The organism is Leisingera aquaemixtae, assembly GCF_006740765.1.
Classification (GTDB): domain Bacteria; phylum Pseudomonadota; class Alphaproteobacteria; order Rhodobacterales; family Rhodobacteraceae; genus Leisingera; species Leisingera aquaemixtae.
Map to the genome: position 1 here is coordinate 2,139,410 of NZ_CP041159.1, position 22,103 is coordinate 2,161,512.

Sequence of the window (22,103 nt, forward strand, 5' to 3'; positions counted from 1 at the left end):
AGGGAAGGGGGCGCGGCAGGCGGGAGTGCCCCGCCCTGCCGGCCCTTAGGCCTCAAGCTTGGCTATAAACGGCACGGGTCTCAGCTGCCGGCGCACCAGCGCATGATGGCCTTTTGCGCGTGCAGCCGGTTTTCGGCCTCATCGAAGATCACCGAGTTCGGCCCGTCCATCACTTGGCTGGTCGCCTCCTCCTCGCGGTGGGCCGGCAGGCAGTGCATGAACAGCGCATCCGGCTTGGCGTGGGACATCAGCTCCGCATTGACCTGATAGGGGCGCAGCATGTTGTGGCGGCGCTCCTTGGAGGACTGGCTGTCATGCATCGACACCCAGGTGTCGGTGACCACCAGATCCGCGCCTTCGACCGCCTTGGCCGCGTCGCGCTCAATCACCACCTTGGAGCCTGCCTTGCGCGCCAGGCCGACGAATTCCTCCTCCGGGTCCAGCTGCGCCGGGCCTGCGAAGGTGAGGTCGAAGCCGAACTGGCCGGCCGCATGCAGGAAGGACGCGCAGACGTTGTTGCCGTCGCCGCACCAGACCACCTTCTTGCCCTGGATCGGGCCGCGGTGCTCTTCGTAGGTGAGCACGTCGGCCATGATCTGGCAGGGGTGGGTGCGGTCGGTCAGCCCGTTGATCACCGGCACGTCCGAGTATTCCGCCATCTCGGTCAGCACGGTCTCGTCAAAGGTCCGGATCATGATCATGTCGACATAGCGGCTGAGGACGCGCGCGGTGTCGGCAATGGTTTCGCCATGGCCCAGCTGCATGTCCTTGCCGCTCAGCACCATGGTCTGGCCGCCCATCTGGCGCACGCCGACATCGAAGGACACCCGGGTCCGGGTCGAGGGTTTTTCGAAGATCAGCGCCACCATCTTGTCTTTCAGCGGCAGCTCATCATCCAGCGCCGCCTTGGGGCGGCCAAGGCGGGCCTGCTTGGTGGCCTTGGCCTGATCGATGATCGCGCGCAGGTCTGCGGGGCCGGTTTTGTGGATGTCGAGGAAATGCTTCATAGTCCTATCGCTTCTGGCTGGCGAAGGCCGGGGGCTGCCTGCCCCCGGACCCCCGGGAGTATTTTTGAAAAGGTGAAAATCAGGCGGCGGCGACCTGGGCGGCGGTTTTGTCCAGGCGGCGGACGGCCTCGGCGATGTCCTCATCGGTCAGGGTCAGCGGCGGCAGCAGGCGGATCACGTTGTCCGCTGCCGGAACGGTGATCAGCTCGTTGCCATAGCCCGCCTGGACCACATCGGCGTTCACCGCCTTGCACTTGAGCCCCAGCATCAGGCCGGCGCCGCGCACCTCCTCGAACACCTCGGGATGATCGGCCACCAGCCCTTCGAGCTTCTGCCGCATAAGGCCCGCCTTGCGGTTCACCTCGGCCAGGAAGGCGTCATCGGCGATGTGATCCATCACCGCGCAGCCCACCGCGCAGCCCAGCGGGTTGCCGCCGTAGGTGGAGCCGTGGGTGCCCGCGGTCATGCCGCTGGCCGCGTCCTCGGTCGCCAGCACCGCGCCCAGCGGGAAGCCGCCGCCGATGCCCTTGGCCACCATCATGATGTCGGGGGTGATGCCCGCCCATTCATGGGCGAACAGCTTGCCGGTGCGCCCCACCCCGCATTGCACCTCATCCAGGATCAGCAGAAGGCCATGCTCATCGCAGATCTGGCGCAGTGCCTTCAGCTCCGCATCCGGCACCGGGCGGATACCGCCCTCGCCCTGCACCGGCTCGATCAGGATCGCGGCGGTCTTTTCCGAGATCGCGTTGGTGACGCCATCGAGGTCGCCAAAGGTCAGATGCACAAAACCGGGCAGCAGCGGGCCGAAGCCCTTGACCATCTTCTCGGAGCCCGCGGCAGCGATGCCCGCAGACGACCGGCCGTGGAAGGATCCGTCAAAGGTGAGGATCTCCACCCGCTCCGGCTGGCCCTTGTCGTAGAAATACTTGCGCGCCATCTTCACCGCCAGCTCGCAGGCCTCGGTGCCGGAGTTGGTGAAGAACACGGTGTCGGCAAAGGTATGCTCCACCAGCTTGTCCGCCAGCGCCTGCTGCTGCGGGATCTGGTAGAGGTTGGAGACATGCCACAGGTTCTGCGCCTGCGCGGTCAGCGCTTCCACCAGCGCCGGATGGGCATGGCCCAGTGCGTTGACCGCGATGCCGGAGCCCAGATCCAGAAAGCGGCGCCCGTCCGCCGTGGTCAGCCAGGCGCCTTCGCCTTTGACGAACTCAAGCGGGGCACGGTTGTAGGTCGGCAGAACGGACGGGATCATCGGGATCATCCTTTTTCTAAGGTAGAAGCCAAAGCTGTGACGTAAGCCTGGCCTTGGGTCAACGGTGGATCAATGGATTTCAAGGGGGGATGCGCCGCAGAGCAGGCGCAACAGATCAAGGGCCGGTCACGCCAGGCGGCGTCGGCGTCGCGAGATGGTGGTATCTGCGTGTTTGATCATAGGGAGGTTCCATAATGGAGGTTTCCCCGAAAGAAAACCCCATTTGTGCAATGCGCCCGGCCAATCCGCCGCAGCGCTCCGCCCCTCCCTTTCACCTTTGCGGAAATACTCCGGGGTGAATTGGCCGTCAGGCCAAGAGGGGCAGAGCCCCTTATCTTCTGCAATCTGCGGGGCGGCGTCCCTGCCCCGCCTCAAGCCTGCGGCAGCCGCCGGCCCCTTTTCGCTTGCATCCCGCGGCGGCTTGCCGCACCGCTTGCACATGCGCCGCGACACCGCTGAAAACCCGCCCCTGGCCGCTGCCCTGATCCTGGCGGCAACGACCTTCATTGCCGGCACCACGCTGATGGCCAAGGCATTGGGGACGGATATGCTGGGCGAACCGCTGCACCCGCTGCAGATCAGCCACGGCCGCTTCCTATTTGCCTTCATGGCCATCTCAACGGCGGTGCTGATCCTGCGGCCCAAATTCACCCGGCCGCACTGGGGCTATCACATCGGGCGCACGTCCTTTGGCTGGGCGGGTGTCACGCTGATGTTTGCCTCCGTGGCCTATATCCCGCTGGCCGATGCCACCGCGATCACCTTCCTCAACCCGGTCTTTGGCATGCTGCTGGCCATTCCGCTGCTGGGCGAGCGGGTCGGCCCCTGGCGCTGGGGCGCGGCGCTGATCGCCTTGACCGGCGCGATGATCCTGCTGAGGCCCACGCCTGCCAGCTTCCAGCCCGCGGCGCTGCTGGCCCTGGGCGCGGCGGCGGTGATGGGGCTGGAGCTGATCTTCATCAAGAAGCTGGCGGGCCGCGAGGCGCCCCTGCAGATCTTATGGGTCAACAACCTCTTGGGACTGGCGATCGCCAGCTGCGCGGTGCTGCCGGTCTGGCAGATGCCAAGCCCGGCGCAATGGGCGGCGCTGGCGGCCCTGGGGCTGCTGATGGCCTGCGCACAGGCCTGTTTCATCAACGGGATGGCGCGGGCGGAAGCCTCCTTCGTTGCACCGTTCAGCTATGCCACACTGGTGTTTGCTGCCCTTTATGACATCCTTGGCTTTGGCGCGGTGCCGGATGCCATTTCCGTCCTCGGCGCCTGCATCATCCTGGCCGGGGCCGCCGTGCTGGCCTGGCGCGAGGGCCGGGTGCGCCCGCCTGCGGGCCGCGCCGCAGCCGCCGGGAAGGAACCGCACCGGACAGCGGCCAGCGAGAAAGATATTCCTGCCACTGGCCCATGAGCGGCACCTGCGTCGAAAACAGGCATTCTCCGCCTGCCGGGCGCGCCACCCTGCCCCTTAGCAGGACAGGAGCACGCAGATGCATGAGAGACGGATTCCAGAATGGCTGCGCCATGCGCCGGTGCCCTCGGTGCGGGACTTCGGCATCCTGGCGGGGCTTGAGGCGGTGGTGCGCGGCACGCTGATCTCTGTGTTTCCGCTGATCATCTACCGGGCGCTGGGGGATGCGGGCCTGGTCTCCGCCTCCTATTTTGCGGTGGGCGTGCTGTCGCTGATTGCCGGGCTGATGGTGCCCGCGCTGGTCCGGCTGGTGCCGCGCCGCTGGGCCTACAGCCTGGGGGCGCTGATGTTCGTACTGTCGGCAGGTTTCGCCATCGAAGGCAGCCCCGCGTCGGTGCTGGCCGCGCTGGCGCTCAACACCATGGCGGCGGTCACCACATTCGTCTGCTTCAACGCCTATGTGCTGGACTACATTGCCCGGGTCGAGCTGGGCAGATGCGAGACCTCGCGGATGTTCTATTCGGCCCTGGGCTGGACCGCCGGGCCGATGACCGGCGTGCTGCTGCTGGAGGTCTGGGCGCCCGCCCCGTTCCTGATCTCCGCCGCGGCGGCCCTCGTGATGCTGGCGGCCTTCTGGTGGATGCGGATGGGCAACGGCAAGCAGATCGCCCGCGCCCGCGGCCCCGCCTCCAGCCCGCTGAAATACCTGCCGCGCTTCCTGGAGCAGCCGCGGCTGGTGACCGGCTGGCTGTTTGCGGTGATCCGCTCCTCCGGCTGGTGGATCTATGTGGTCTACCTGCCGATCTTTGCCATCGAGAAGGGTCTGGGGCAGGAGCTGGGCGGCATTCTGCTGTCAATCACCAACGGCTGCCTGTTTGCCGCGCCGCTGCTGCAGCGCTGGGTGCAGCGGCATTCGATCCGGATGGCAGTGCGCACAGGGTTCCTGACCGTCACCCTCTGTTTCGGCGCGGCAGCGGCGCTGCAGGGCTGGCCTGCGCTGTCGGTGGCTCTGCTGATGGCCGGGTCGGCGGCGCTGATCCTCCTGGACATCTGCGGCGGGCTGCCGTTCCTGATGGCGGTGAAACCGTCCGAGCGCACCGAGATGTCGGCGGTCTATTCCAGCTACCGCGACATCTCCGGCATCGTGACGCCGGGGGCCGCCTGGCTGGTGCTGATGGTGTCGCCGCTGGCCGGGATCTTTGCGGCGGGGGCCGGCGCCATGGCCTTTGCCGCCCTGCTGGCGGGCAAGCTGCATCCGCGGCTGGGACGCAACAGGGCCGCGGCGCTGCCCGCCGAAGACCCGCTGCCTGCGCAGTAGCGGCGCAGCGGCGTCAGGGTTTCAGCCGGTAGCCGGTGCGCAGCATCACCCAGGCCAATAGGCAGACGGCAAAGGTTGCACCGCTGCACACCGCCAGCCCCAGCAGCGGCGGGCTGTCGGAAGTGCCGATCACCCCGAATCGCACCCCGTCGATCAGGTAGAACACCGGGTTCACATGCGAGATCGCCTTGAGCACCGGCGGCAGCGCCTCCACCGAATAAAAAGTGCCGGACAGGAACGCCAGGGGCGTCACGATGAAATTGGTGATCGCCGCCATCTGGTCGAACTTGTCGGCAAAGACCCCGGCGACAATGCCCAGGCCGCCCAGGAAGGCCGCGCCCAGCACGATGAACAGGAGCGCCACCAGCGGGTGCGCGGGCACGATCTGCAAGACCGCCATCAGCCCCAGCCCGATGCCCAGCGCCACCAGCGTGCCGCGCGCCACCGCGCCCGCCAGGTAGCCCAGCAGGATCTCCAGACCCGATAGCGGCGGCATCAGCGTGTCGACGATGTTGCCCTGCACCTTGGCAATCACGATCGAGGAGGAGGTATTGGCAAAGGCGTTCTGGATCACCGTCATCATCATGATGCCCGGCGCCAGAAAGGTCAGGAACGGCACCCCCATGACGTCGCCGCGCCGGGGGCCGATGGCAATGTTGAAGATCATCAGGAACAGCGCCGCGGTCACCAGCGGCGCCAGCAGTGTCTGGGTCCAGACCACCAGGAACCGTTTCACCTCGCGCCAGGCCAGCGCTTTCAGCCCCAGCCAGTTCACCTGCCCGAACCTGCGCGCGCCCAGTTCGACCTGATATCCCCGATCCGCCATGCTGTCCCCTTGCGTTTTTTGCTGCCTTGCCTGCATAACGGCTGCCGCTTGGGGCGCAAGATGCCTTGTAACTCCGCCCGCAGTGATTAAAATAGAGCCAACATACGGAATATGATGGCGGCCGCAGAACCCCTGGGGCCGCTATTAGCTTGGAAAGGCAACAGATGTCCTGGACAGACGAGCGCGTCGAACTGCTCAAGAAAATGTGGGGCGAAGGCCAGTCGGCCAGCCAGATCGCAAAAGAACTGGGCGGCGTCACCCGCAACGCCGTGATCGGCAAGGTTCACCGCCTCGGCCTGTCCAACCGCAACAGCGGCAGCGCCAAGGCCGCAGAGCCCAAGGAAAAGCCCGCAGCAGCACCCGCCGCCGCTGCCGCGCCCAAGCCTGCGGCCGCGCCCAAGCCCAAGCCGCAGCCCAAGACCGAACCGGCGCGCCCGGCCGCGGCCCAGCCGTCCGCGGACGCCAAGCCCGCAACGCCTGCGCGCCGCCAGATCATCCCGGCCGGCCAGCCGCTGCCGCCGCAGCCCTCGGCCAATGAAATCAGCCCCGAGGCGCTGGCCAAGGTGAACGAGGTCGAGAAGAAGGCCAAGAAGCTGGGCTTGATGGAGCTGACCGAGCGCACCTGCAAATGGCCGGTTGGGGATCCCGCGACCGAGGACTTCTGGTTCTGCGGCCTGCCCGCGCAGCAGGGCAAACCCTATTGCGAGGCGCATGTGGGCGTGGCGTTCCAGCCGATGTCCTCCCGCCGCGACCGCCGCCGCTGAGGCTGGCGGCAGTTTGAGATTAAAAAGCCCCGGCATTGCGTCCGGGGCTTTTGCTTTTGCGGGGCTATGTTTGTTAAAGGGCGCCGCGTAGCAAAATGCTTCGTCCAGTTTGAGCAGGAAGCAGACTTTTCAATGCATCGGATGGAATTAGGCCCAGGCGGGACATACTGGCCTTCCGTCATATTTTTTCGAACGGCCGGTTCTGCTATGGGAAATTGATTGCAGGTGCAGTGACCTCACATATCAGACCACCCGTGTTCACCGCGCTATAGATAGACTTGGGTGGGCGGGCGGCTCCATCTACGCAGCGGCACACCCAGCTCCTTGCTTCCATTGATTTCAATGACTGCGACAACGCCCGATCTGTTATCGTTGGCAGGTTTCGCTTGATGCCGCTGAAATGGCTCGGTGTGTGGAGCGATGTCAGAACCGGCAAAGTCCATGACCGGCGCAGTAGAGGCCTGTCTTCCTCTGCAGTAACACCGTGGATCCTACTGGCGATGGCCGCGGCCGCCCCCCCCAGCTGTGTGAGCCGGAATTCCGGGCGCAGCGGATGACCGTGGCCAGGGTTTCGTTCAATCAGGCCCAATTCGATCAAATGGTCCATACTTTGCGCAAAGGCGGTCCTGCTTGCGCCGGTCGCAGCCAGTAGCGGAGCTTGCCGCCCTGCGATACCTGAATGCAGGCTCGACAGTATGGGCATTGCCCAAGCCCTTGAAGTGATGTTGACAAGCAATTCAATGTCCATAAAGTATAGTTAGTATATTTTTATTCATAGGGAAAGCACATGTCACTTGTTTCTGTAGACCACACCATCACCATCGCAATGTCGGTCAAGGATCGCCATGCGAGCGCGAAGTGGTACGAGGCCATGTTGGGATTTGAACTGCTCTACCATGCTGATGATGCGGGCTGGTCCGAGCTTCAGACGAACACCCCCGATGTCGCCATTGGCCTTGGCGAACACACCAAGCCCGCGCCCGGCAATTGCGTACCAGTCTTCGGAGTCTCGGATTTGGATTCTGCCCGGCAGAAACTGGAACAGGCCAAGGTCAGATTTGATGGCGAAACGGATGTCGTCGAGGGCATGGTCAAGACCGCAACATTCTACGACCCCGACGGCAACGCCCTGATGCTTGCTGAGGATTTGACCGGAGGAGCTGGGTAACGCTTAGGTTTCTTATCGTCTCTGGAGCGTGCGCGCTCCAGTCGCAAAGTGGTTTTCCAATAGCTGCCGGTTAAAACCTTAGCAGCATCGGTTAAACCGGGCTCAAGCAGCTTTTCGCTGCGTTGGCTCTCAACGTCCCCTCTGGATCTCATGCAGGCAAAGCTTTCGCCTTGCCTGCAAGTTCCAATCAGTTCGCCACCGGCCCCTCAGACGTGAACTTCGGGATCACGCTGTCGGAGGCCGCCTTGGGTTCGATCCCCGGCCATTTGCCTTCGGCGAGTGTGATAGTGCCGGGGATGTCCGCTTCCCAGAAACCCACAACCACGTCGGTGATGTTCAGGTACAGCTTGTCGTCGACGATGCGCCACAGGTTCGGGTTGGCGGGCACCTTGCCGCCCTTGGAGACGCCATAGGCGCAGTGGCCGTCGTACTGCGGCGCGTAATAGGCAGGGTTCGCCGCGAAGGTGTCGCGGTTCTCTGCCGAGGAGAACGCCCAGGTGGCGCCGTTGTACTCGGCGGTATAGGCCGCGTTGCCGCGCACCGGGGCGGTCTGCGGCGTGCCGGGCGGGTTCATCTCCAGGCTGCGGTAGGCCACCACGTCATAGCCCGACACCGCATAGCCGGTGCCGTCGACATATTGCTCGCCCGCAAAGGCCGGCAGGGCAAAGGACAGCGCTGCCGCAGCAGCAAATGCAAGACGCTTCATGAAATCATCCCTTTCCTTGGTGATCGCTTCGCCGGAGCCGCCAGCGCGCGGCTCCGGCTTCGCCATTGACATTACTGCCCCGGCGGCAAATGCGAAGGGGGGCTCACGGCTCTGTGTCCGCAAACGGCCGGCGCGTGAGCGGATTGTAAAATTTCCGCGCGCAGACCTTCCAGTCATTGGAATTTGCAAATAACCCCTTATCTCAGCCGGAGCCGGCCGCCCCAGCGTGCGCGGCTGACCCGGAACAGGAAACAATCAGGACAAGGCCCGACAGATGAGCGACACCCCCTATACCCCGCCGAAAGTCTGGAAATGGGAGAAAGGCAATGGCGGCCAGTTTGCCTCCACCAACCGCCCGGTTGCCGGCGCCACCCACGACAAGGACCTGCCCGCGGGCGAGCATCCCTTTCAGCTCTATTCGCTGGCGACGCCGAACGGGGTGAAGGTCACCGTGATGTTCGAAGAGCTGCTGGCCGCGGGCCATGCGGGCGCCGAATATGACGCCTGGCTGATCCAGATCGGGGACGGCGACCAGTTCGGGTCCGGCTTTGTGGAGATCAACCCGAACTCCAAGATCCCGGCGCTGCTGGACCGCAGCGGCGCAGAGCCGGTGCGGGTGTTTGAGAGCGGCTCGATCCTGGTGCATCTGGCGGAGAAATTCGGGGCGTTCCTGCCCAAGGACGGCGCGGCCCGCACCGAGACCCTGAACTGGCTGTTCTGGCAGATGGGCAGCGCGCCCTACCTGGGTGGCGGCTTTGGCCATTTCTATGCCTATGCGCCGGAAAAGTGGCAGTACCCGATCGACCGCTTCGCGATGGAAGCCAAGCGCCAGCTTGACGTGCTGGACCGGCAGCTGGCGGAGCGCCCCTATATCGCGGGCGAGGACTACACCATTGCCGACATCGCGATCTGGCCCTGGTACGGCCAGCTGGTTCTGGGCCGCCTGTATGATGCCGCCGAATTCCTGGACGCCGAAAGCTACAAACACGTGGTCCGCTGGGCCAAGGCAATCGACGCCCGCCCGGCAGTGCAGCGCGGCCGCATGGTGAACCGCTCCTTCGGCGAGCCGCATATGCAATTGCATGAGCGCCACGACGCCAGCGATTTCGAAACCCGCACCCAGGACAAGCTGGAGCCGGCTGCGGAGTAACCGCACCCGCCCCCGAAGATCATCCAGGCGCCCGCGGCAACGCGGGCGCTTTCAGTTTTGCGGCCCTACATCCAGCCCAATTGCGTCAGGGCATGAACATCGTTCCAGACCTTCGTCATGCCGCGGATCTTCGGCCCGTCGAAATCCAGAACGTAGACGTAATCCGAGGCCACTTTCCTGCCCGTCGGCGCGCCGTTGCCGGCATCCGCCGTATGGGTGCCGTGAAAGACCGCAAAGAGGATCGCGCGCCCGGCGTCCTCATCCACGGCCAGCGATTTGAACTCCGCATGGGCGTCCGGCATCGGGGTCAGCAGCCCCTTGGCCCATTCCGTATAGTCCGCAAGCGTCGTGATCTCCGCCAGCGCATCCGCCTGGACAGAGAACGTGGCATCCTCCGCGCACCACTGCTTGCAGACGTCCCACCCCTTGCCTGCATCGCAGGCTTCGCAGAAATCATGTGCTGTCTGTTTGATGGACATCGTTCTCTCCCTCCCTGCCGGGTTGCCGGGCATGGCGCCTGGCCATGCCCCTGCAGCAGCAGATAAGGCGAAACCGGCGTGAGGCGAGGACGGGCTACTTCAGGCGCGGCGGCTTCTCGGGGTCGCTGCCCGGCGTCACCGGCCTGTATTCCTGCGGCGCTGGCGGCTGCGGCAGGTCGAACCGCAGCCCGACGCGGGCCAGGCTGGCCGCCGCCGGATCCTCCGCCGCGAAGAATGCCACATCCATCGCCCCGGCCTCGATGCCGGAAAAGGTCAGCGCCTCGCTGGCCGCCTTGGCGAGCGAGGCCTGCGCGGCTTCCTTGGCACCGACAAAGCCCAAGAGATGCCCCTGCCCCCCGCCGGCATAGCGCACGCCCGCCAGATAGGCCGCCGCCGCCAGCCCGCCCGCGGTGGCGAGCTTGGCATCCAGCGCCGTCAGCAGCGCCTCCGGCAAGCCCTTGGGCGCGGTGAACATCTCCACCGCGGCCTCCACCTCATCCGGCGCGTGGCCCAGCGTCTGATGCAGCCAGCCGACCGCCTCTGACGGGATCAGGATGGCAGAGGGCGCCACCTCCAGGTTCAGCCCCAGGCCAATGCCCTGCCCGGCCAGCATCTGCGCGATCACCCGGCCCGACAGCGCCGCGTAAGGCACCGCTTGGCCTGCAAACTGCGCCAGCCGCTCCTCGCGGTCGAACACCAGCACAAAGGCCCCGTCCGGCGTCTCGAACAGCTCCGGCGAGATCTGCTCCCCCTCAGCCTCCGCTGCCAGCATCAGGAACAGCTCTGCATCGGCCAGCCGTTCGTAAAACCGCAGGCGCGCGGCATCCTCGGCGGGCGCCGCCTCCATCGCGGCATGGGCCAGATCCAGCGGGGTTTCTTCTGTCATCGCATCAGCTCCTTCACCCGGGCCTGCAGCACCGGCAGCAGTTCGGCCTCGAACCAGGGGTTTTTCTTCAGCCATGCGGTATTACGCCAGGACGGATGCGGCAAGGGGAAGACCTGCGGCGCATGATCCCGCCAGCCGCGCACCAGCTCTGTCACCGGCGCCTTCACCCCCAGGTGATAGCGCTGCGCATGGGCGCCCACCAGCACCTTGAGCCGCACATCCGGCAGCTCTGCCATCACCAGATGATGCCAGGTTCTGCTGCAAACGGCAGGCGGCGGCAGGTCGGCTTTCTTGTCGTTATAGCCGGGAAAACAGAACCCCATCGGCACGACCGCCACCCGGTCCTTGTCATAGAACTCCGCCTCCGTCAGCCCCAGCCAGGCGCGCAGCCGGTCGCCGGAAGGGTCGGTAAACGGCCTGCCGCTGCCGTGCACCCGCGCCCCCGGCGCCTGGCCCGCGATCAGGATCCGGGCCGCGGGGCGGAACCAGACAACCGGCCGGGGGGCATGCGCAGTGGCAGTGGCGGCAAAGCGCTCCGCACAGATCTGGCAGTTGCGAATCTGCGTCTTAAGCTGCCCGCTGCCGCCCATTGTTTCACCTCCGGAAACAGTCATGCCCCGCCCCGCTGGTCCGCTCCGCCGCTGAAAACCGCCCCAAACCCCCGGCTGCGGGCCAAACTGTTAAAACTTCGTTGAATATCTATGACACAATTCGACATAATAAGGCCAAATTCGCCGCGTAGGCCATTAACACTCTTTTGATAAGAAAGGGACGCGGGCACGGCAGAAAGCCCGCGCAACTTGAGGCAGACAGAGCCCCCCCTTGCGGGGCCGCACGGGCAGCACCGGACCAAGCAATGCTTGAATTTGAAAACGTCAGCAAGTCCTTCTGGACGGGAACCCAGCGCAAGGTGATACTTGACCGCGTGTCGTTCTGCGTCGAGCCGGGCAAATCGCTGGGCGTTCTGGCCCCGAACGGCACCGGCAAGACCACGCTGATCAACATGATGGCCGGCCTGGAAAAGCCGGATGAGGGCGAAATCCGCCGCAACTGCAAGATTTCCTTTCCCCTCGGCTTCATGGGCGGGGTGATCAGCCGCCTGTCGGCGATGGAAAACAGCCGTTATATCGCCAAGCTTTACGGGCTGGACCCGGATTACGTCGAGGCCTACTGCCGCTGGCTGTGCGGCCTGCGGGAATATTTCGACCAGCCGATCGGCACCTATTCCGCCGGGATGCGGTCGCGGTTCAGCTTTTCGCTGATGCTGGCGCTGGATTTCGACATCTACCTGATCGACGAAGGCATGCCCAGCACCACCGACGTCGAGTTCAACCGCAAGGCCGGCGAGATCCTGCAGGAGCGGCTGCAGACCACCACCATCATCATCGTCTCGCATCAGGCCAAGACGCTGGAGAAGTTTGCCCGTTCGGCGGCTGTCCTGCTGCAGGGACAGCTGCATATGTTTGACACTTTGGAAGAAGCGAAACAGCTCTATGACTACGAAACCGAGAGCTAAGAAGTTCCGCATCCGCCGCAGCCCCGCTGCGGCCGAAGCCCGCGAAACCGGCACCGCGGCGGCGCCTCAGGGCGCGGCCGCTGCTGCCGTGCAGCCGCACGCCCGGCCGGTCCCGCAGAGCACCGCCGCTGCCGCCGATGCCGCGGCGGGGAACCGGGCCGGCGGCGCGCCGCTGTCCGGCATGGTCAGCTCCCCGCGCGAAACCAGCATGGAAACCGATATCGAGGCGATCCGCCGCGAAGGCCTGACCGGCCGCCAGCTGCGGCTCGCCCGGCGGATGGCGCAAAAGCACAACCTGACCCCCACCTCGGATTTCGAGGCGGTGCGGATGCTGCGCGAACGCGGCATCGACCCGTTCGCCCGCGCCAACATGCTGGAACTGGTGGTGCCCCAGAACAAGACCCAGCCCGCAGGCACGCCGCCGGCGCCGGGGTCTGTGCAGCTGCCGCAGACGGTGCCCGCCGGCAAGACCACCCTGCCCTCCACCGAGCTGAGCCCGGCAGAGCGGCGCGCCCGCGAAATCCAGGAGATCCAGCGCGATATCGCGCGCCGCCGCCGCCGCAAGCTGTCGCTGCTGGGAGCCCGGCTGGCGTTCTTCGTGCTGCTGCCGACCCTGGCCGCGGGCTTTTATTTCAATTCGGTGGCGACGCCGATGTATTCCTCCAAGTCCGAGTTCCTGGTGCTGAAGGCCGACAGTGCGGGCGGCGGCGTCGGCGGGCTGCTGTCCGGCACCCAGTTTGCCACCAGCCAGGACTCCATCGCGGTGCAAAGCTACCTGATGTCCAAGGAGGCGATGCTGCGGCTGGACCGCGAGGCGGGCTTCAAGGCGCATTTCACCCAAGAATGGCTGGACCCGATCCAGCGGCTGGAAAGCGACCCCACCAACGAGGAGGCCTATGCCACCTACAGCCGCAACGTGAAGATCGGCTATGACCCGACCGAAGGCGTGGTGCGGATGGAAGTGTCCGCTGCCGCCCCCAACGCCGCGGCGGAGTTTTCGCGCAAGCTGATTTCCTATGCCCAGGAAAAGGTGAACAGCCTGTCGCAGCAGAAACGCGCAGACCAGATGTCGGAGGCCGAGGCCGCCCTGGACGAAGCCGAGGCCCAGCGCCGCGCCGCGCAGCAGCGGCTGGTGGTGCTGCAGCAGCAGGGCTCCGTGCTGGACCCTGAGGGTGTGGTCGCCGCGCTGCGCCAGCAGATCAGCACCTTTGAGATCCAGCTGGAGGAAAAACGCCTGGAACTGGCCGCCCTGGAGGACAACGCCCGCCCCAACCGGGCCAAGGTCAGCGGCGCCGAGGCCGACATCCGGCGGCTGGAGACGGTGATCGCCAGCCTCAACAACCGGATGGTCGATGCTTCGGCCGGCGAAAACTCGCTTGCCAATCTGCGCATCCAGATCCAGATGGCGCAGGCCGACCTTGCCACCCGCGACCTGATGCTGCAATCGGCCTTGCAGCAAGTGGAAACCACCCGCCTGGAGGCCAACCGCCAGGTCCGCTACCTGACCACCGCGGTGGAGCCGGTGCCCAGCGATGAACCCTCCTATCCGCGCAAGTTCGAGAATACCGTTTTGGCATTCCTGATCTTTTCCGGTATTTACCTGATGTGTTCGCTCACCGCGTCCATCCTGCGGGAGCAGGTGTCATCGTAAAGCCATCGGAAGCTCATGAAAAACATCGATATCGCCGGTCTCACCGTCGGCAATGATCGTCCCCTGACCATCATTGCCGGCCCCTGCCAGCTGGAAACCGCGGACCACGCCCGGATGATTGCCGGCGCCCTCAAGGAAGCCTGCGGCAAGGCAGGCGCGCAGTTCGTGTTCAAGGCCTCTTACGACAAGGCCAACCGCACCTCGCTGTCGGGCAAGCGCGGGCTTGGCATCGACGAAGGGCTGAAGGTGCTGGACACCATCCGGCGCGAATTTGATGTGCCGGTGCTGACCGATGTCCACACCGAGGCGCAATGCGCGGTGGCGGCGGAGGCCGTGGACATCCTGCAGATCCCGGCCTTCCTGTGCCGCCAGACCGACATGCTGCTGGCCGCGGGCAACACCGGCAAGGCGGTGAACATCAAGAAGGGCCAGTTCCTGGCCCCCTGGGACATGGCCAATGTGGTCGCCAAGGTCGAAAGCACCGGCAACCAGAACATCCTGCTGACCGAGCGCGGCACCTCCTTTGGCTACAACACGCTTGTTGCTGATATGCGCTCGCTGCCGCAGATGGCGCAGGGCGGCTACCCGGTGGTGATGGATGCCACCCATTCGGTGCAGCAGCCCGGCGGCAAGGGCGGCTCCACCGGCGGCCAGCGCGAATTCGCGCCGCTGATGGCGCGCGCGGCTGTCTCGCTGGGTATTGCCGCGGTGTTCATCGAGACCCACCAGGACCCGGACAACGCGCCGTCCGACGGGCCGAACATGATTTATCTCGACCAGATGCCGCAGCTGATCGAAAGCCTGATGCGCTTTGACGCGCTGGCCAAGGCCGATCCCATTCGCATTTAACCAGCAAAGAGATTTTGAGACATGACCAAACCGCTGTCCGAGGTGACCCCGAACACCTGGAGCTTTCTGCGCGACGCGATGATCAAGCCCACGGGCTTCCGCGAATATGACGCGCGCTGGAAATACCCGGAGGAGATCAACCTCCCCGGCATGACCGCCCTGGGCCTGGGCCTCGGCACCCAGATGCGCAAGCGCGGGATCGAGCCGGTGATTGCGGTCGGCAACGACTACCGCGACTATTCCCTGGCGATCAAAAACGCGCTGATCCTGGGCCTGATGCAGGCCGGCATCCAAGTGAAGGACATCGGCCCGGCGCTGTCGCCGATGGCCTATTTCGCCCAGTTCCACCTGGATGTGCCCGCGGTCGCCATGGTCACCGCGTCGCACAACCCGAACGGCTGGACCGGCGTCAAGATGGGCTTTGAACGCCCGCTGACTCACGGCCCCGACGAGATGGCAGAGCTGCGCGATATCGTGCTGAACGGCGAAGGCCAGGCGGCGCCGGGCGGCTCTTACGAGTTTGTGGAGGGCGTCAAGGAAGCCTATCTCGACGACCTCGCAGGCGACTTCAAGATGTCCCGCCCGCTGAAGGTGGTCTGCGCCACCGGCAACGGCACCGCCTCTGCCTTTGCGCCGGAGCTGTTCAAGCGCATCGGCGTCGAGGTGATCGAGAGCCACAACGAGCTGGACTACACCTTCCCGCATTACAACCCCAACCCCGAAGCGATGGAAATGCTGCACGACATGTCGGCATCGGTGAAGGCTTCCGGCGCCGATCTGGCGCTTGGCTTTGACGGCGACGGCGACCGCTGCGGCGTGGTCGATGACGAGGGCGAGGAGATCTTTGCCGACAAGGTCGGCGTGATCATGGCCCGCGACCTCAGCAAGATCTATCCCAATGCGACCTTTGTGGCGGATGTGAAATCCACAGGCCTGTTCGCCTCCGACCCGGAGCTGAAAAAGAACGGCGTCACCGCCGACTACTGGAAGACCGGCCACAGCCACATGAAGCGGCGGGTGAAGGAAATCGGCGCTTTGGCGGGGTTTGAAAAATCCGGCCACTACTTCCTGGCCGAGCCGGTGGGCCGCGGCTATGACTGCGGCATGCGGGTGGCGGTTGAAGTCTGCAAGATGCTGGACCGCAACCCGGAGCAGTCGATGTCCGACCTCAGGAAGGCGCTGCCCAAGACCTGGGCCACCCCGACCATGTCGCCCTATTGCGCCGACACCGAAAAATACCAAGTGCTGGACCGGCTGGTGCAAAAGCTGGTGGACAAGCATGAGGCGGGCGAACAGCTGGCAGGCCGGGCGATCAAGGAAGTCGTCACCGTGAACGGCGCAAGGGTGATCCTCGACAACGGCTCCTGGGGGCTGGTCAGGGCCTCCTCCAACACCCCGAACCTGGTGGTGGTCTGCGAAAGCTCTGACAGCGAGGCGGAGATGCGGGCAATCTTTGCGGACATCGACGCCGTGATCCGCACCGAGCCGCTGGTGGGCGATTACGATCAGACCATCTGATCAGGCAGGAAAGAGGGATTTCGCCTGCTGACGCAGGCGGCAGACTGAGGGATTTCGCCTGCGTTAGCAGGCGACCGGCGCCCGCCTCCGGCGGGCGCTTTTTCTTTTTCTGAGAAGCGATCTAAGGACAGGCCTGCCCTTAGATGCGCCATATCGAGTGTAAGACGCCTGCAGCCGCGTCAAGGACAGGCCGGGCTGCGCCCGGGGGCCTGCGGCCCTCCTTGACCCGGCCTCCGGCTGGGGGGCTCAGTCGCCGCCGAGGAGTTTCAGCAGCTGGTCGCGGGCTTCCTGCTTGATCCGTTCCTTAAGCAGGTCGTTCAGGTCCTGTTCCGGGGTGATCCCGGTGTCCAGCTCCTCGCTCAGCTTCTGGCGCACCCGGTCCTTGGCCTCCTGCTCGATGCCGTCCAGCTTCGGCTGCAGCGCCTGGCTGAAATCCGGGCGGATGTCCGGATTGTCCCAGCTGCCGCGGATGCGCACCGGAATGGTCAGCACCTGATCGCGGCCCGCCCGCACCAGCTGCGGCGTGAACAGATAGTCGATGTCGCGCGCGCCCAGGCCGATCCGCCCCGTGCCTTGCGCCCTGAACCCCTTGAGCAGCACCAGCAGGTCCTCATTGCGCAAATTGCCGCCCTCGACCGTATAGCTGGCGGTCAGCTGGTCGAACACGGTGCTGCCGCCATTGCCGCCGGAGCGCATCAGCTGCTCCAGGTCGAAGCCGGTAAAGAACCCCTTGCCCGCTTCCAGCCAGCCCTTGCCGCTCAGCGAGCGCATGATCGCGTCCACCGAATTGCCGGAGCCGAGGAACTCCACCCCGCCCAGCGCCTCGCCGTTGAGGCGGCGGTAGCCCGCGGTCTCGCCCAGCGCGCGCTCCAGCCGGATGCCGGTGAAGCTGAGGTTCCCGCCCACCGACAGCCCGTTGCGGTTGTTGGCCACCAGCTGCCCCTGCACCTCGCCGGCGAACATCGACGCCGGCAGGAATTTCACCACCGCCCGCTCGCGCTCAACCGCCAGGTTCAGCTGGCTCGGCCCCAGCTGGACGCTGCCGGTATCCAGACTGTCAAACGACAGATCCACCGTCCCGTCAGCCAGCCCCAGCACCGAGGCGTCGATGCGCTGGCCGGGCCAGCCCTCCGCCGCCGCGCCGCGGCCGTCCGGCGGCTCCGCGCCCGTGACGCCGCTGAAATCCAGCGCCCCGCCCTGCAGCCGGGCGGTGATCCGCGGCCGCTTGGCGAAGTCCACATCCGCCGCCCCGCTCAGCCTGTTCTTGCCCAGCTCCAGCGCCAGGTCGCGCATCGACAGCCGCCCGTCCGCGGTATAGGTCACATCGGCGCCGAACACCGCCTTTTGCGCCAGCGCCTCCGGCAGAACCGCCCCCAGCGCCGCGCCGGTCCGCACGGCATCCTCCGCCCCGAAGGTCAGCCGCCCGCTGGCCTCGCCATTGATATCGGCATGGCCGTCAAACCGCCCGGTGCCGCCGGGCGCCGTCACCGTTGCGCCGACCGAGGACACCTCGCCCGCCAGAAACGCCGCAAAGGTGCCGATCTCCGCGTCGATCTCCACCGGCTCGCCCGCCGGGCGCAGGGTCACCTTCGCATTCACCGTGCCTGCGGGATCGGGCCACAGCAGGCTGAGGTCAACATTCTTCATCTCAACCGGCTGTTCCCCATGCGCGGCATAGCGCAGGGAGGCCCCGGTCAGCTCCACCGCCTCGATCCGCAGCGGCTGCCCGGTGCCCTCTCCGGCCCCGGTGCTGCCCGCCGCCGCGCCGCCGCCGCCAAAGACCCAGTTGCCAATGCCCTCCGCGTTGGTGGCCAGGTTCAGATGCGGCAGGATGGCAGAGACCTCGGTGACCCGCACATTGCCCTGCATCAGATCCGCCGCCGCAACGCCGATGGTCACCCGCTCCGCCCGCAGCATCGGCTCCGGCCCGGCCCAGTCCGCATTGGACAGCGTCACCGCATCCGCCTTGACCCCCAGCGTGGGCCAGAAGGTAAAGCTCACCTTGCCGCCAAGCCCCAGCTGCCGCCCGGTCTGCGCCTCCAGCTGATCGGCGGCCAGCCGCGCGATCTTCTCGCCCGGCAGCAAGAGCACCAGCCCCGCCAGCAGCACCACCGTCAGCACCAGCGCCATCACGACCCGGATTATCAGCTTCATCGGCCCACTCCTCATCTCTTCCCCCTGTTGCCCGAGGGTCTTTTTGCCAGCTTACCGCCTCTGTGCGGGGGTGCAATGCAGGAAGCCCCCCCTGCGCCCTGTAAAGCGCCATCAGCACATAGCAGGGTTCCCGCTGGCAGGCTTCGCCTCGCACTGAGGGATGACACGAAACAGCGCGTCTGTCTTGTCACGCATCAGTTGCTCTCTTAATGCAAACCGGCCTTGGCGCACCCGCTTCAACACCTAACGGAGGGCAGCCCCCGGCCTCGGGTGGGGGTGAAGCCCCCTCCCGTGGGGGAGGTCGGGGGCTGCCCGGCCTATCGTCCGGGCAAGGGGAAAATGCACCCCCTGGTGTACAGGGGGTGCACGCAGGACACCCCCCTTTTCCTTGCCTCCTGCCGCATTCCTGATATATGCGCGCGCATGACCAGTTCCCCGTCCAGCAACCCGCCCAGCCTCCGCCCTGACCTCGCCCCGGAACCGCAGTTCCGCGAGGCGCCCCGTGACGGCCAGCCGACCCTCGGCATGGTCTCGCTCGGCTGCCCCAAGGCGCTGGTCGACAGCGAGCGGATCCTGACCCGGCTGCGCGCCGAAGGGTACGGCATCTCGCCTGACTACGCGGGGGCTGATGCGGTGATCGTCAACACCTGCGGCTTCCTCGACAGCGCCAAGGCCGAAAGCCTGGAGGCGATCGGCGAGGCGCTGAAGGAAAACGGCAAGGTGATCGTGACCGGCTGCCTGGGCGCCGAGCCGGATTACATCCGCGAGCATCACCCGCGCATCCACGCGGTCACTGGCCCGCATCAGTATGAACAGGTGCTGGACGCGGTGCATTCCGCGGTGCCGCCCTCCCCGAACCCTTATGTGGATCTGCTGCCCGCAACCGGTGTCAGGCTCACCCCGCGCCACTTCAGCTATCTGAAGATCTCCGAGGGCTGCAACCACAAGTGCAAGTTCTGCATCATCCCGGACATGCGCGGCAAGCTGGCGTCGCGCCCGGTCCATGCAGTGCTGCGCGAGGCGGAAAAGCTGGTGGAGGCCGGGGTGCGCGAGCTCTTGGTGATCAGCCAGGACACCTCCGCCTATGGCCTCGACCGCAAGTATTCCGCGCATCCGTGGAAGGGCACCGATGTGCGCAGCCATATCCTCGACCTCTCCCGCGAGCTGGGCAAGCTGGCCCCGGCGGAGGACCTGTGGGTGCGGCTGCACTATGTCTACCCCTACCCGCATGTGCGCGAGCTGATCCCGCTGATGGCGGACCCGGACAATGCGCTGCTGCCTTATCTGGACATCCCCTTTCAGCACGCCCACCCGGACGTGCTGCGCCGCATGGCCCGGCCCGCAGCGGCGGCCAAGACGCTGGACGAGATCAACGCCTGGCGCGCCACCTGCCCCGATATCACCCTGCGCTCCACCTTCATCGTCGGCTTCCCCGGCGAGACCGAGGCCGAGTTCCAGCACCTTCTGGACTGGATGGACGAGGCGCAGCTGGACCGGGTCGGCTGCTTCAAATACGAAAACGTCGACGGCGCGCGCTCCAACGACCTGCCGGACCATGTGCCGGAAGAGGTGAAGCAGGAGCGCTGGGAGCGGTTCATGGAGAAGGCCCAGGCGATTTCCGAGGCCAAGCTGGCGGCCAAGGTCGGCCAGACGATGCAAGTTATCGTGGACGACATCGACGAGGACGGCATCGCCACCTGCCGCACCAAGGCCGACGCGCCGGAGATCGACGGGAACTTGTTTATTGATGAGGGAACGGACGGGTTGCAGGCCGGTGATCTGGTGACCGTTGAAGTTGATGAGGCGGGGGAGTATGATTTGTGGGGTGTAAGGACCAACTAGGAAACTGTCCGACTTCCAGTCATGTTTCAGCCGATCGACCTCCAGCCCCTAATCTCTGAGTGGGACACCAACAAAGGAAACTCTGAGAGCTATAACGCTGGGTACGATGCCTTGCTGGCGTTCGGCTCGGAAGTTTATGAAAAAAATGGGATGCTGGTCTTGGCACATGCCGTTTATGGCTGGATGCCGACAATCCTGAAGTCGTACGAATTAGACGGTCTTGCTGTTGAAGACGTCCGGGCAGGTTTTCTTCCCGCAGAACCTGTTCTGAACAATTCATGGGTGGGAACGTCAAAGATGTTCCACTTTCTTGCACCTGAGGTCTGGCCCATTTGGGACAGCCGGGTAGCCTTGCATTTCGGCTTGCCCCGGAGTGACCAGCACAATCGCCGCGACGTGTATAGGGACTACGCAGACTTTCTGCGCGCAGAGGCCGTGTCTTGCAAAAACCCAACATCCTACAGCAACTTGCGGTTTCTGGAACTGTGCCTGTTTTCGGCCCGCCCTGCTAAGAACGAGAAGCTGACGCGCTCATCTGTCCGCCTCTCCAGCGCCTAACCCTGGGTGGGTGCGACGCGCCCTCCCGCTTTGCCGGAGGCAAACCTTCGGTTTGACGGGAGTGTCGGGCGCTGCCCGCGCAAAGCGCGGGCTTTGGGTTTTCCCTCCCCTCGCACCAAATCCCTGCTACGCTCTCCCCGAACCGCAATCAGCCCGGGAGAGTCCCCAGCCATGACAGACACGCCTGATATCGCGCAGAAAGCCCCCTTCCCCGTCGAGGTGACGGAGGGCAAGACCTACTTCTGGTGCGCCTGCGGTAAGTCGCAGAAACAGCCGTTCTGCGATGGCTCGCACAAGGGCACGGCGTTCGAGCCGGTGAAATACAAGGCGGAAAAGGACGGCAAGGTGTTCTTTTGCGGCTGCAAGCACTCGGGCAGGAAGCCCCTGTGTGACGGTACCCATTCGAAACTGTAAAAGGCCCTGCCTTGGACTGGCGTGCGGCAGAAGAAAGCCCCGCAAGCCGGGCTTGCGGGGCGGGTCAATTATGGGTTCAGGGCATCAGCCGCTTGAACAGGTCTGCGCTGGGGCAGAAGTCCGGCACCGCGGGGCCTTCCTCGCGGCGCGACGAGATCCACAGGGCGCAGGACTTGCTGCACCCCGCGCCGCGGCAGGAGGTGACCATCCGCGCGTAGTCCAGCCCGTTCAGCCGCCCGGCCTTCATTTCCCGGTCCAGATCGACGCCCGCCGCCTCTGCCACCGCGCGCAGCAGCCACATGTGGCGGAAGATATTGCCCAGGCCCTCGGCCTCCGCTGCCATGTCCTTCATCAGGCGCGGCCCTTCAGCTCAAGCAGCGCATCCGCATTGCGGCAGCCGGGCATCGGCGCCTCTGCGCGCTCATGGGCGGCCAGGAAGGCCTCGCACTGATCCGGCACCGCGCAGCCGCGGCAGCGGGTGATCAGGGCGGCCCAGTCCTCGTGGCTGATCTTCCCTGCGGCAAAGGCACCGGTCAGGTCGGTGCCCGCGGTCTGGCCCATCCGGGCCATCAGACGCAGATGGTAGAGGGGATCCCCCAATGGCTGCATATCTTGAACTCCTATTGGGTTCCGGGCGGAC

Annotated in this window: 23 protein-coding genes; 12 read left to right on the forward strand and 11 right to left on the reverse strand. The window is 65.4% G+C overall.

Features of this window, described 5'->3' with window-relative positions:
* Positions 1–80 precede the first annotated feature (80 nt).
* Positions 81–1,007, reverse strand: a complete 927-nt coding sequence (argF, locus tag R2C4_RS12145) for an ornithine carbamoyltransferase (protein ID WP_058285944.1) — start codon at positions 1,005–1,007, stop codon at positions 81–83.
* Positions 1,008–1,086: 79 nt separating this feature from the next.
* Positions 1,087–2,262: an aspartate aminotransferase family protein gene (locus tag R2C4_RS12150; RefSeq protein ID WP_141890837.1), complete on the reverse strand. Its 1,176-nt coding sequence runs from the start codon at positions 2,260–2,262 to the stop codon at positions 1,087–1,089.
* 439 nt (positions 2,263–2,701) lie between these two features.
* On the opposite strand from R2C4_RS12150, the gene R2C4_RS12155 reads away from it, so the two are divergent.
* Positions 2,702–3,664, forward strand: coding sequence for a DMT family transporter (locus R2C4_RS12155; protein WP_141890838.1), 963 nt, complete (start codon positions 2,702–2,704; stop codon positions 3,662–3,664).
* Between the two features lie 79 nt (positions 3,665–3,743).
* A complete protein-coding gene (locus R2C4_RS12160; RefSeq protein ID WP_141890839.1) occupies positions 3,744–4,982 on the forward strand; it encodes an MFS transporter in 1,239 nt (412 codons plus the stop codon).
* 13 nt (positions 4,983–4,995) lie between these two features.
* On the opposite strand, the gene R2C4_RS12165 is transcribed toward R2C4_RS12160, so the two are convergent.
* Complete coding sequence (locus R2C4_RS12165; RefSeq protein ID WP_141890840.1) at positions 4,996–5,808, reverse strand: ABC transporter permease; 813 nt, start codon at positions 5,806–5,808, stop codon at positions 4,996–4,998.
* A gap of 164 nt (positions 5,809–5,972) precedes the next feature.
* Here R2C4_RS12165 and R2C4_RS12170 point away from each other — a divergent pair, with 164 nt between their 5' ends.
* Positions 5,973–6,572, forward strand: coding sequence for a GcrA family cell cycle regulator (locus R2C4_RS12170; RefSeq protein WP_058285948.1), 600 nt, complete (start codon positions 5,973–5,975; stop codon positions 6,570–6,572).
* A gap of 205 nt (positions 6,573–6,777) precedes the next feature.
* On the opposite strand, the gene R2C4_RS12175 is transcribed toward R2C4_RS12170, so the two are convergent.
* Positions 6,778–7,320, reverse strand: a complete 543-nt coding sequence (locus R2C4_RS12175) for a winged helix-turn-helix transcriptional regulator (RefSeq protein WP_141890841.1) — start codon at positions 7,318–7,320, stop codon at positions 6,778–6,780.
* Positions 7,321–7,359: 39 nt separating this feature from the next.
* Here R2C4_RS12175 and R2C4_RS12180 point away from each other — a divergent pair, with 39 nt between their 5' ends.
* On the forward strand, positions 7,360–7,740 hold the full coding sequence (locus R2C4_RS12180) for a VOC family protein (protein ID WP_141890842.1): 381 nt from the start codon (positions 7,360–7,362) through the stop codon (positions 7,738–7,740).
* A gap of 187 nt (positions 7,741–7,927) precedes the next feature.
* Here R2C4_RS12180 and R2C4_RS12185 read toward each other — a convergent pair whose 3' ends face one another.
* Positions 7,928–8,446 carry a YHS domain-containing (seleno)protein gene (locus R2C4_RS12185; RefSeq protein ID WP_141892093.1) on the reverse strand — a complete coding sequence of 173 codons (519 nt, stop codon included), beginning with the start codon at positions 8,444–8,446 and terminating at the stop codon, positions 7,928–7,930.
* A gap of 274 nt (positions 8,447–8,720) precedes the next feature.
* Here R2C4_RS12185 and yghU point away from each other — a divergent pair, with 274 nt between their 5' ends.
* Positions 8,721–9,596: a glutathione-dependent disulfide-bond oxidoreductase gene (gene yghU / locus R2C4_RS12190; protein WP_141890843.1), complete on the forward strand. Its 876-nt coding sequence runs from the start codon at positions 8,721–8,723 to the stop codon at positions 9,594–9,596.
* Positions 9,597–9,661: 65 nt separating this feature from the next.
* Here yghU and R2C4_RS12195 read toward each other — a convergent pair whose 3' ends face one another.
* The 3 genes from R2C4_RS12195 to R2C4_RS12205 form a co-directional block, all read right to left on the reverse strand.
* Entirely contained in the window at positions 9,662–10,075 is a 414-nt protein-coding gene (locus tag R2C4_RS12195; protein ID WP_058285951.1) for an ester cyclase, read from the reverse strand.
* 94 nt (positions 10,076–10,169) lie between these two features.
* Positions 10,170–10,961, reverse strand: a complete 792-nt coding sequence (locus tag R2C4_RS12200; protein WP_141890844.1) for an SseB family protein — start codon at positions 10,959–10,961, stop codon at positions 10,170–10,172.
* Complete coding sequence (locus tag R2C4_RS12205) at positions 10,958–11,575, reverse strand: uracil-DNA glycosylase family protein (protein ID WP_244940724.1); 618 nt, start codon at positions 11,573–11,575, stop codon at positions 10,958–10,960. The genes R2C4_RS12200 and R2C4_RS12205 overlap by 4 nt, the downstream gene beginning before the upstream one ends.
* A 242-nt stretch (positions 11,576–11,817) precedes the next feature.
* Here R2C4_RS12205 and R2C4_RS12210 point away from each other — a divergent pair, with 242 nt between their 5' ends.
* From R2C4_RS12210 to R2C4_RS12225, 4 genes are read left to right on the forward strand one after another with little or no spacing between them, the layout of a single operon-like run.
* Positions 11,818–12,477, forward strand: coding sequence for an ABC transporter ATP-binding protein (locus R2C4_RS12210; RefSeq protein WP_058285954.1), 660 nt, complete (start codon positions 11,818–11,820; stop codon positions 12,475–12,477).
* Entirely contained in the window at positions 12,455–14,128 is a 1,674-nt protein-coding gene (locus R2C4_RS12215) for a KpsE/RkpR family capsule polysaccharide export protein (protein WP_141890845.1), read from the forward strand. Before R2C4_RS12210 ends, R2C4_RS12215 begins: the two co-directional genes overlap by 23 nt.
* A gap of 15 nt (positions 14,129–14,143) precedes the next feature.
* Entirely contained in the window at positions 14,144–14,977 is an 834-nt protein-coding gene (gene kdsA / locus R2C4_RS12220) for a 3-deoxy-8-phosphooctulonate synthase (protein ID WP_141890846.1), read from the forward strand.
* A 21-nt stretch (positions 14,978–14,998) separates the two neighbouring features.
* Positions 14,999–16,495: a phosphomannomutase/phosphoglucomutase gene (locus R2C4_RS12225; protein WP_141890847.1), complete on the forward strand. Its 1,497-nt coding sequence runs from the start codon at positions 14,999–15,001 to the stop codon at positions 16,493–16,495.
* A gap of 246 nt (positions 16,496–16,741) precedes the next feature.
* On the opposite strand, the gene R2C4_RS12230 is transcribed toward R2C4_RS12225, so the two are convergent.
* Positions 16,742–18,649 (reverse strand): AsmA family protein, encoded by a 1,908-nt coding sequence (locus tag R2C4_RS12230; RefSeq protein WP_141890848.1) that lies wholly within the window; start codon positions 18,647–18,649, stop codon positions 16,742–16,744.
* A 423-nt stretch (positions 18,650–19,072) separates the two neighbouring features.
* Here R2C4_RS12230 and rimO point away from each other — a divergent pair, with 423 nt between their 5' ends.
* The 3 genes from rimO to R2C4_RS12245 all read left to right on the forward strand — a co-directional run bounded on the left by rimO (position 19,073) and on the right by R2C4_RS12245 (position 21,463).
* Positions 19,073–20,491 (forward strand): 30S ribosomal protein S12 methylthiotransferase RimO, encoded by a 1,419-nt coding sequence (rimO, locus tag R2C4_RS12235; RefSeq protein WP_141890849.1) that lies wholly within the window; start codon positions 19,073–19,075, stop codon positions 20,489–20,491.
* Between the two features lie 21 nt (positions 20,492–20,512).
* On the forward strand, positions 20,513–21,049 hold the full coding sequence (locus tag R2C4_RS12240; RefSeq protein WP_141890850.1) for a hypothetical protein: 537 nt from the start codon (positions 20,513–20,515) through the stop codon (positions 21,047–21,049).
* Positions 21,050–21,220: 171 nt separating this feature from the next.
* Positions 21,221–21,463 (forward strand): CDGSH iron-sulfur domain-containing protein, encoded by a 243-nt coding sequence (locus tag R2C4_RS12245; protein ID WP_058285962.1) that lies wholly within the window; start codon positions 21,221–21,223, stop codon positions 21,461–21,463.
* 76 nt (positions 21,464–21,539) lie between these two features.
* Here R2C4_RS12245 and R2C4_RS12250 read toward each other — a convergent pair whose 3' ends face one another.
* Positions 21,540–21,815 (reverse strand): DUF6455 family protein, encoded by a 276-nt coding sequence (locus R2C4_RS12250; RefSeq protein ID WP_058285963.1) that lies wholly within the window; start codon positions 21,813–21,815, stop codon positions 21,540–21,542.
* Complete coding sequence (locus R2C4_RS12255; protein ID WP_141890851.1) at positions 21,815–22,072, reverse strand: DUF6455 family protein; 258 nt, start codon at positions 22,070–22,072, stop codon at positions 21,815–21,817. Before R2C4_RS12255 ends, R2C4_RS12250 begins: the two co-directional genes overlap by 1 nt.
* Positions 22,073–22,103: the final 31 nt, after the last annotated feature.

Coding starts and splice junctions, on each gene's coding strand:
- R2C4_RS12165 (WP_141890840.1), bottom strand. CDS start 5,808: ATGGCGGATCGGGGATATCAGGTCGAACTGGGCGCGCGCAGGTTCGGG.
- argF (WP_058285944.1), bottom strand. CDS start 1,007: ATGAAGCATTTCCTCGACATCCACAAAACCGGCCCCGCAGACCTGCGC.
- R2C4_RS12215 (WP_141890845.1), top strand. CDS start 12,455: ATGACTACGAAACCGAGAGCTAAGAAGTTCCGCATCCGCCGCAGCCCC.
- R2C4_RS12200 (WP_141890844.1), bottom strand. CDS start 10,961: ATGACAGAAGAAACCCCGCTGGATCTGGCCCATGCCGCGATGGAGGCG.
- R2C4_RS12245 (WP_058285962.1), top strand. CDS start 21,221: ATGACAGACACGCCTGATATCGCGCAGAAAGCCCCCTTCCCCGTCGAG.
- R2C4_RS12155 (WP_141890838.1), top strand. CDS start 2,702: ATGCGCCGCGACACCGCTGAAAACCCGCCCCTGGCCGCTGCCCTGATC.
- R2C4_RS12170 (WP_058285948.1), top strand. CDS start 5,973: ATGTCCTGGACAGACGAGCGCGTCGAACTGCTCAAGAAAATGTGGGGC.
- R2C4_RS12230 (WP_141890848.1), bottom strand. CDS start 18,649: ATGAAGCTGATAATCCGGGTCGTGATGGCGCTGGTGCTGACGGTGGTG.
- R2C4_RS12255 (WP_141890851.1), bottom strand. CDS start 22,072: ATGCAGCCATTGGGGGATCCCCTCTACCATCTGCGTCTGATGGCCCGG.
- R2C4_RS12185 (WP_141892093.1), bottom strand. CDS start 8,446: ATGAAGCGTCTTGCATTTGCTGCTGCGGCAGCGCTGTCCTTTGCCCTG.
- R2C4_RS12225 (WP_141890847.1), top strand. CDS start 14,999: ATGACCAAACCGCTGTCCGAGGTGACCCCGAACACCTGGAGCTTTCTG.
- R2C4_RS12195 (WP_058285951.1), bottom strand. CDS start 10,075: ATGTCCATCAAACAGACAGCACATGATTTCTGCGAAGCCTGCGATGCA.
- R2C4_RS12150 (WP_141890837.1), bottom strand. CDS start 2,262: ATGATCCCGTCCGTTCTGCCGACCTACAACCGTGCCCCGCTTGAGTTC.
- R2C4_RS12175 (WP_141890841.1), bottom strand. CDS start 7,320: ATGGACATTGAATTGCTTGTCAACATCACTTCAAGGGCTTGGGCAATG.
- R2C4_RS12250 (WP_058285963.1), bottom strand. CDS start 21,815: ATGAAGGACATGGCAGCGGAGGCCGAGGGCCTGGGCAATATCTTCCGC.
- yghU (WP_141890843.1), top strand. CDS start 8,721: ATGAGCGACACCCCCTATACCCCGCCGAAAGTCTGGAAATGGGAGAAA.
- kdsA (WP_141890846.1), top strand. CDS start 14,144: ATGAAAAACATCGATATCGCCGGTCTCACCGTCGGCAATGATCGTCCC.
- R2C4_RS12160 (WP_141890839.1), top strand. CDS start 3,744: ATGCATGAGAGACGGATTCCAGAATGGCTGCGCCATGCGCCGGTGCCC.
- R2C4_RS12210 (WP_058285954.1), top strand. CDS start 11,818: ATGCTTGAATTTGAAAACGTCAGCAAGTCCTTCTGGACGGGAACCCAG.
- R2C4_RS12180 (WP_141890842.1), top strand. CDS start 7,360: ATGTCACTTGTTTCTGTAGACCACACCATCACCATCGCAATGTCGGTC.
- R2C4_RS12240 (WP_141890850.1), top strand. CDS start 20,513: ATGTTTCAGCCGATCGACCTCCAGCCCCTAATCTCTGAGTGGGACACC.
- rimO (WP_141890849.1), top strand. CDS start 19,073: ATGACCAGTTCCCCGTCCAGCAACCCGCCCAGCCTCCGCCCTGACCTC.
- R2C4_RS12205 (WP_244940724.1), bottom strand. CDS start 11,575: ATGACTGTTTCCGGAGGTGAAACAATGGGCGGCAGCGGGCAGCTTAAG.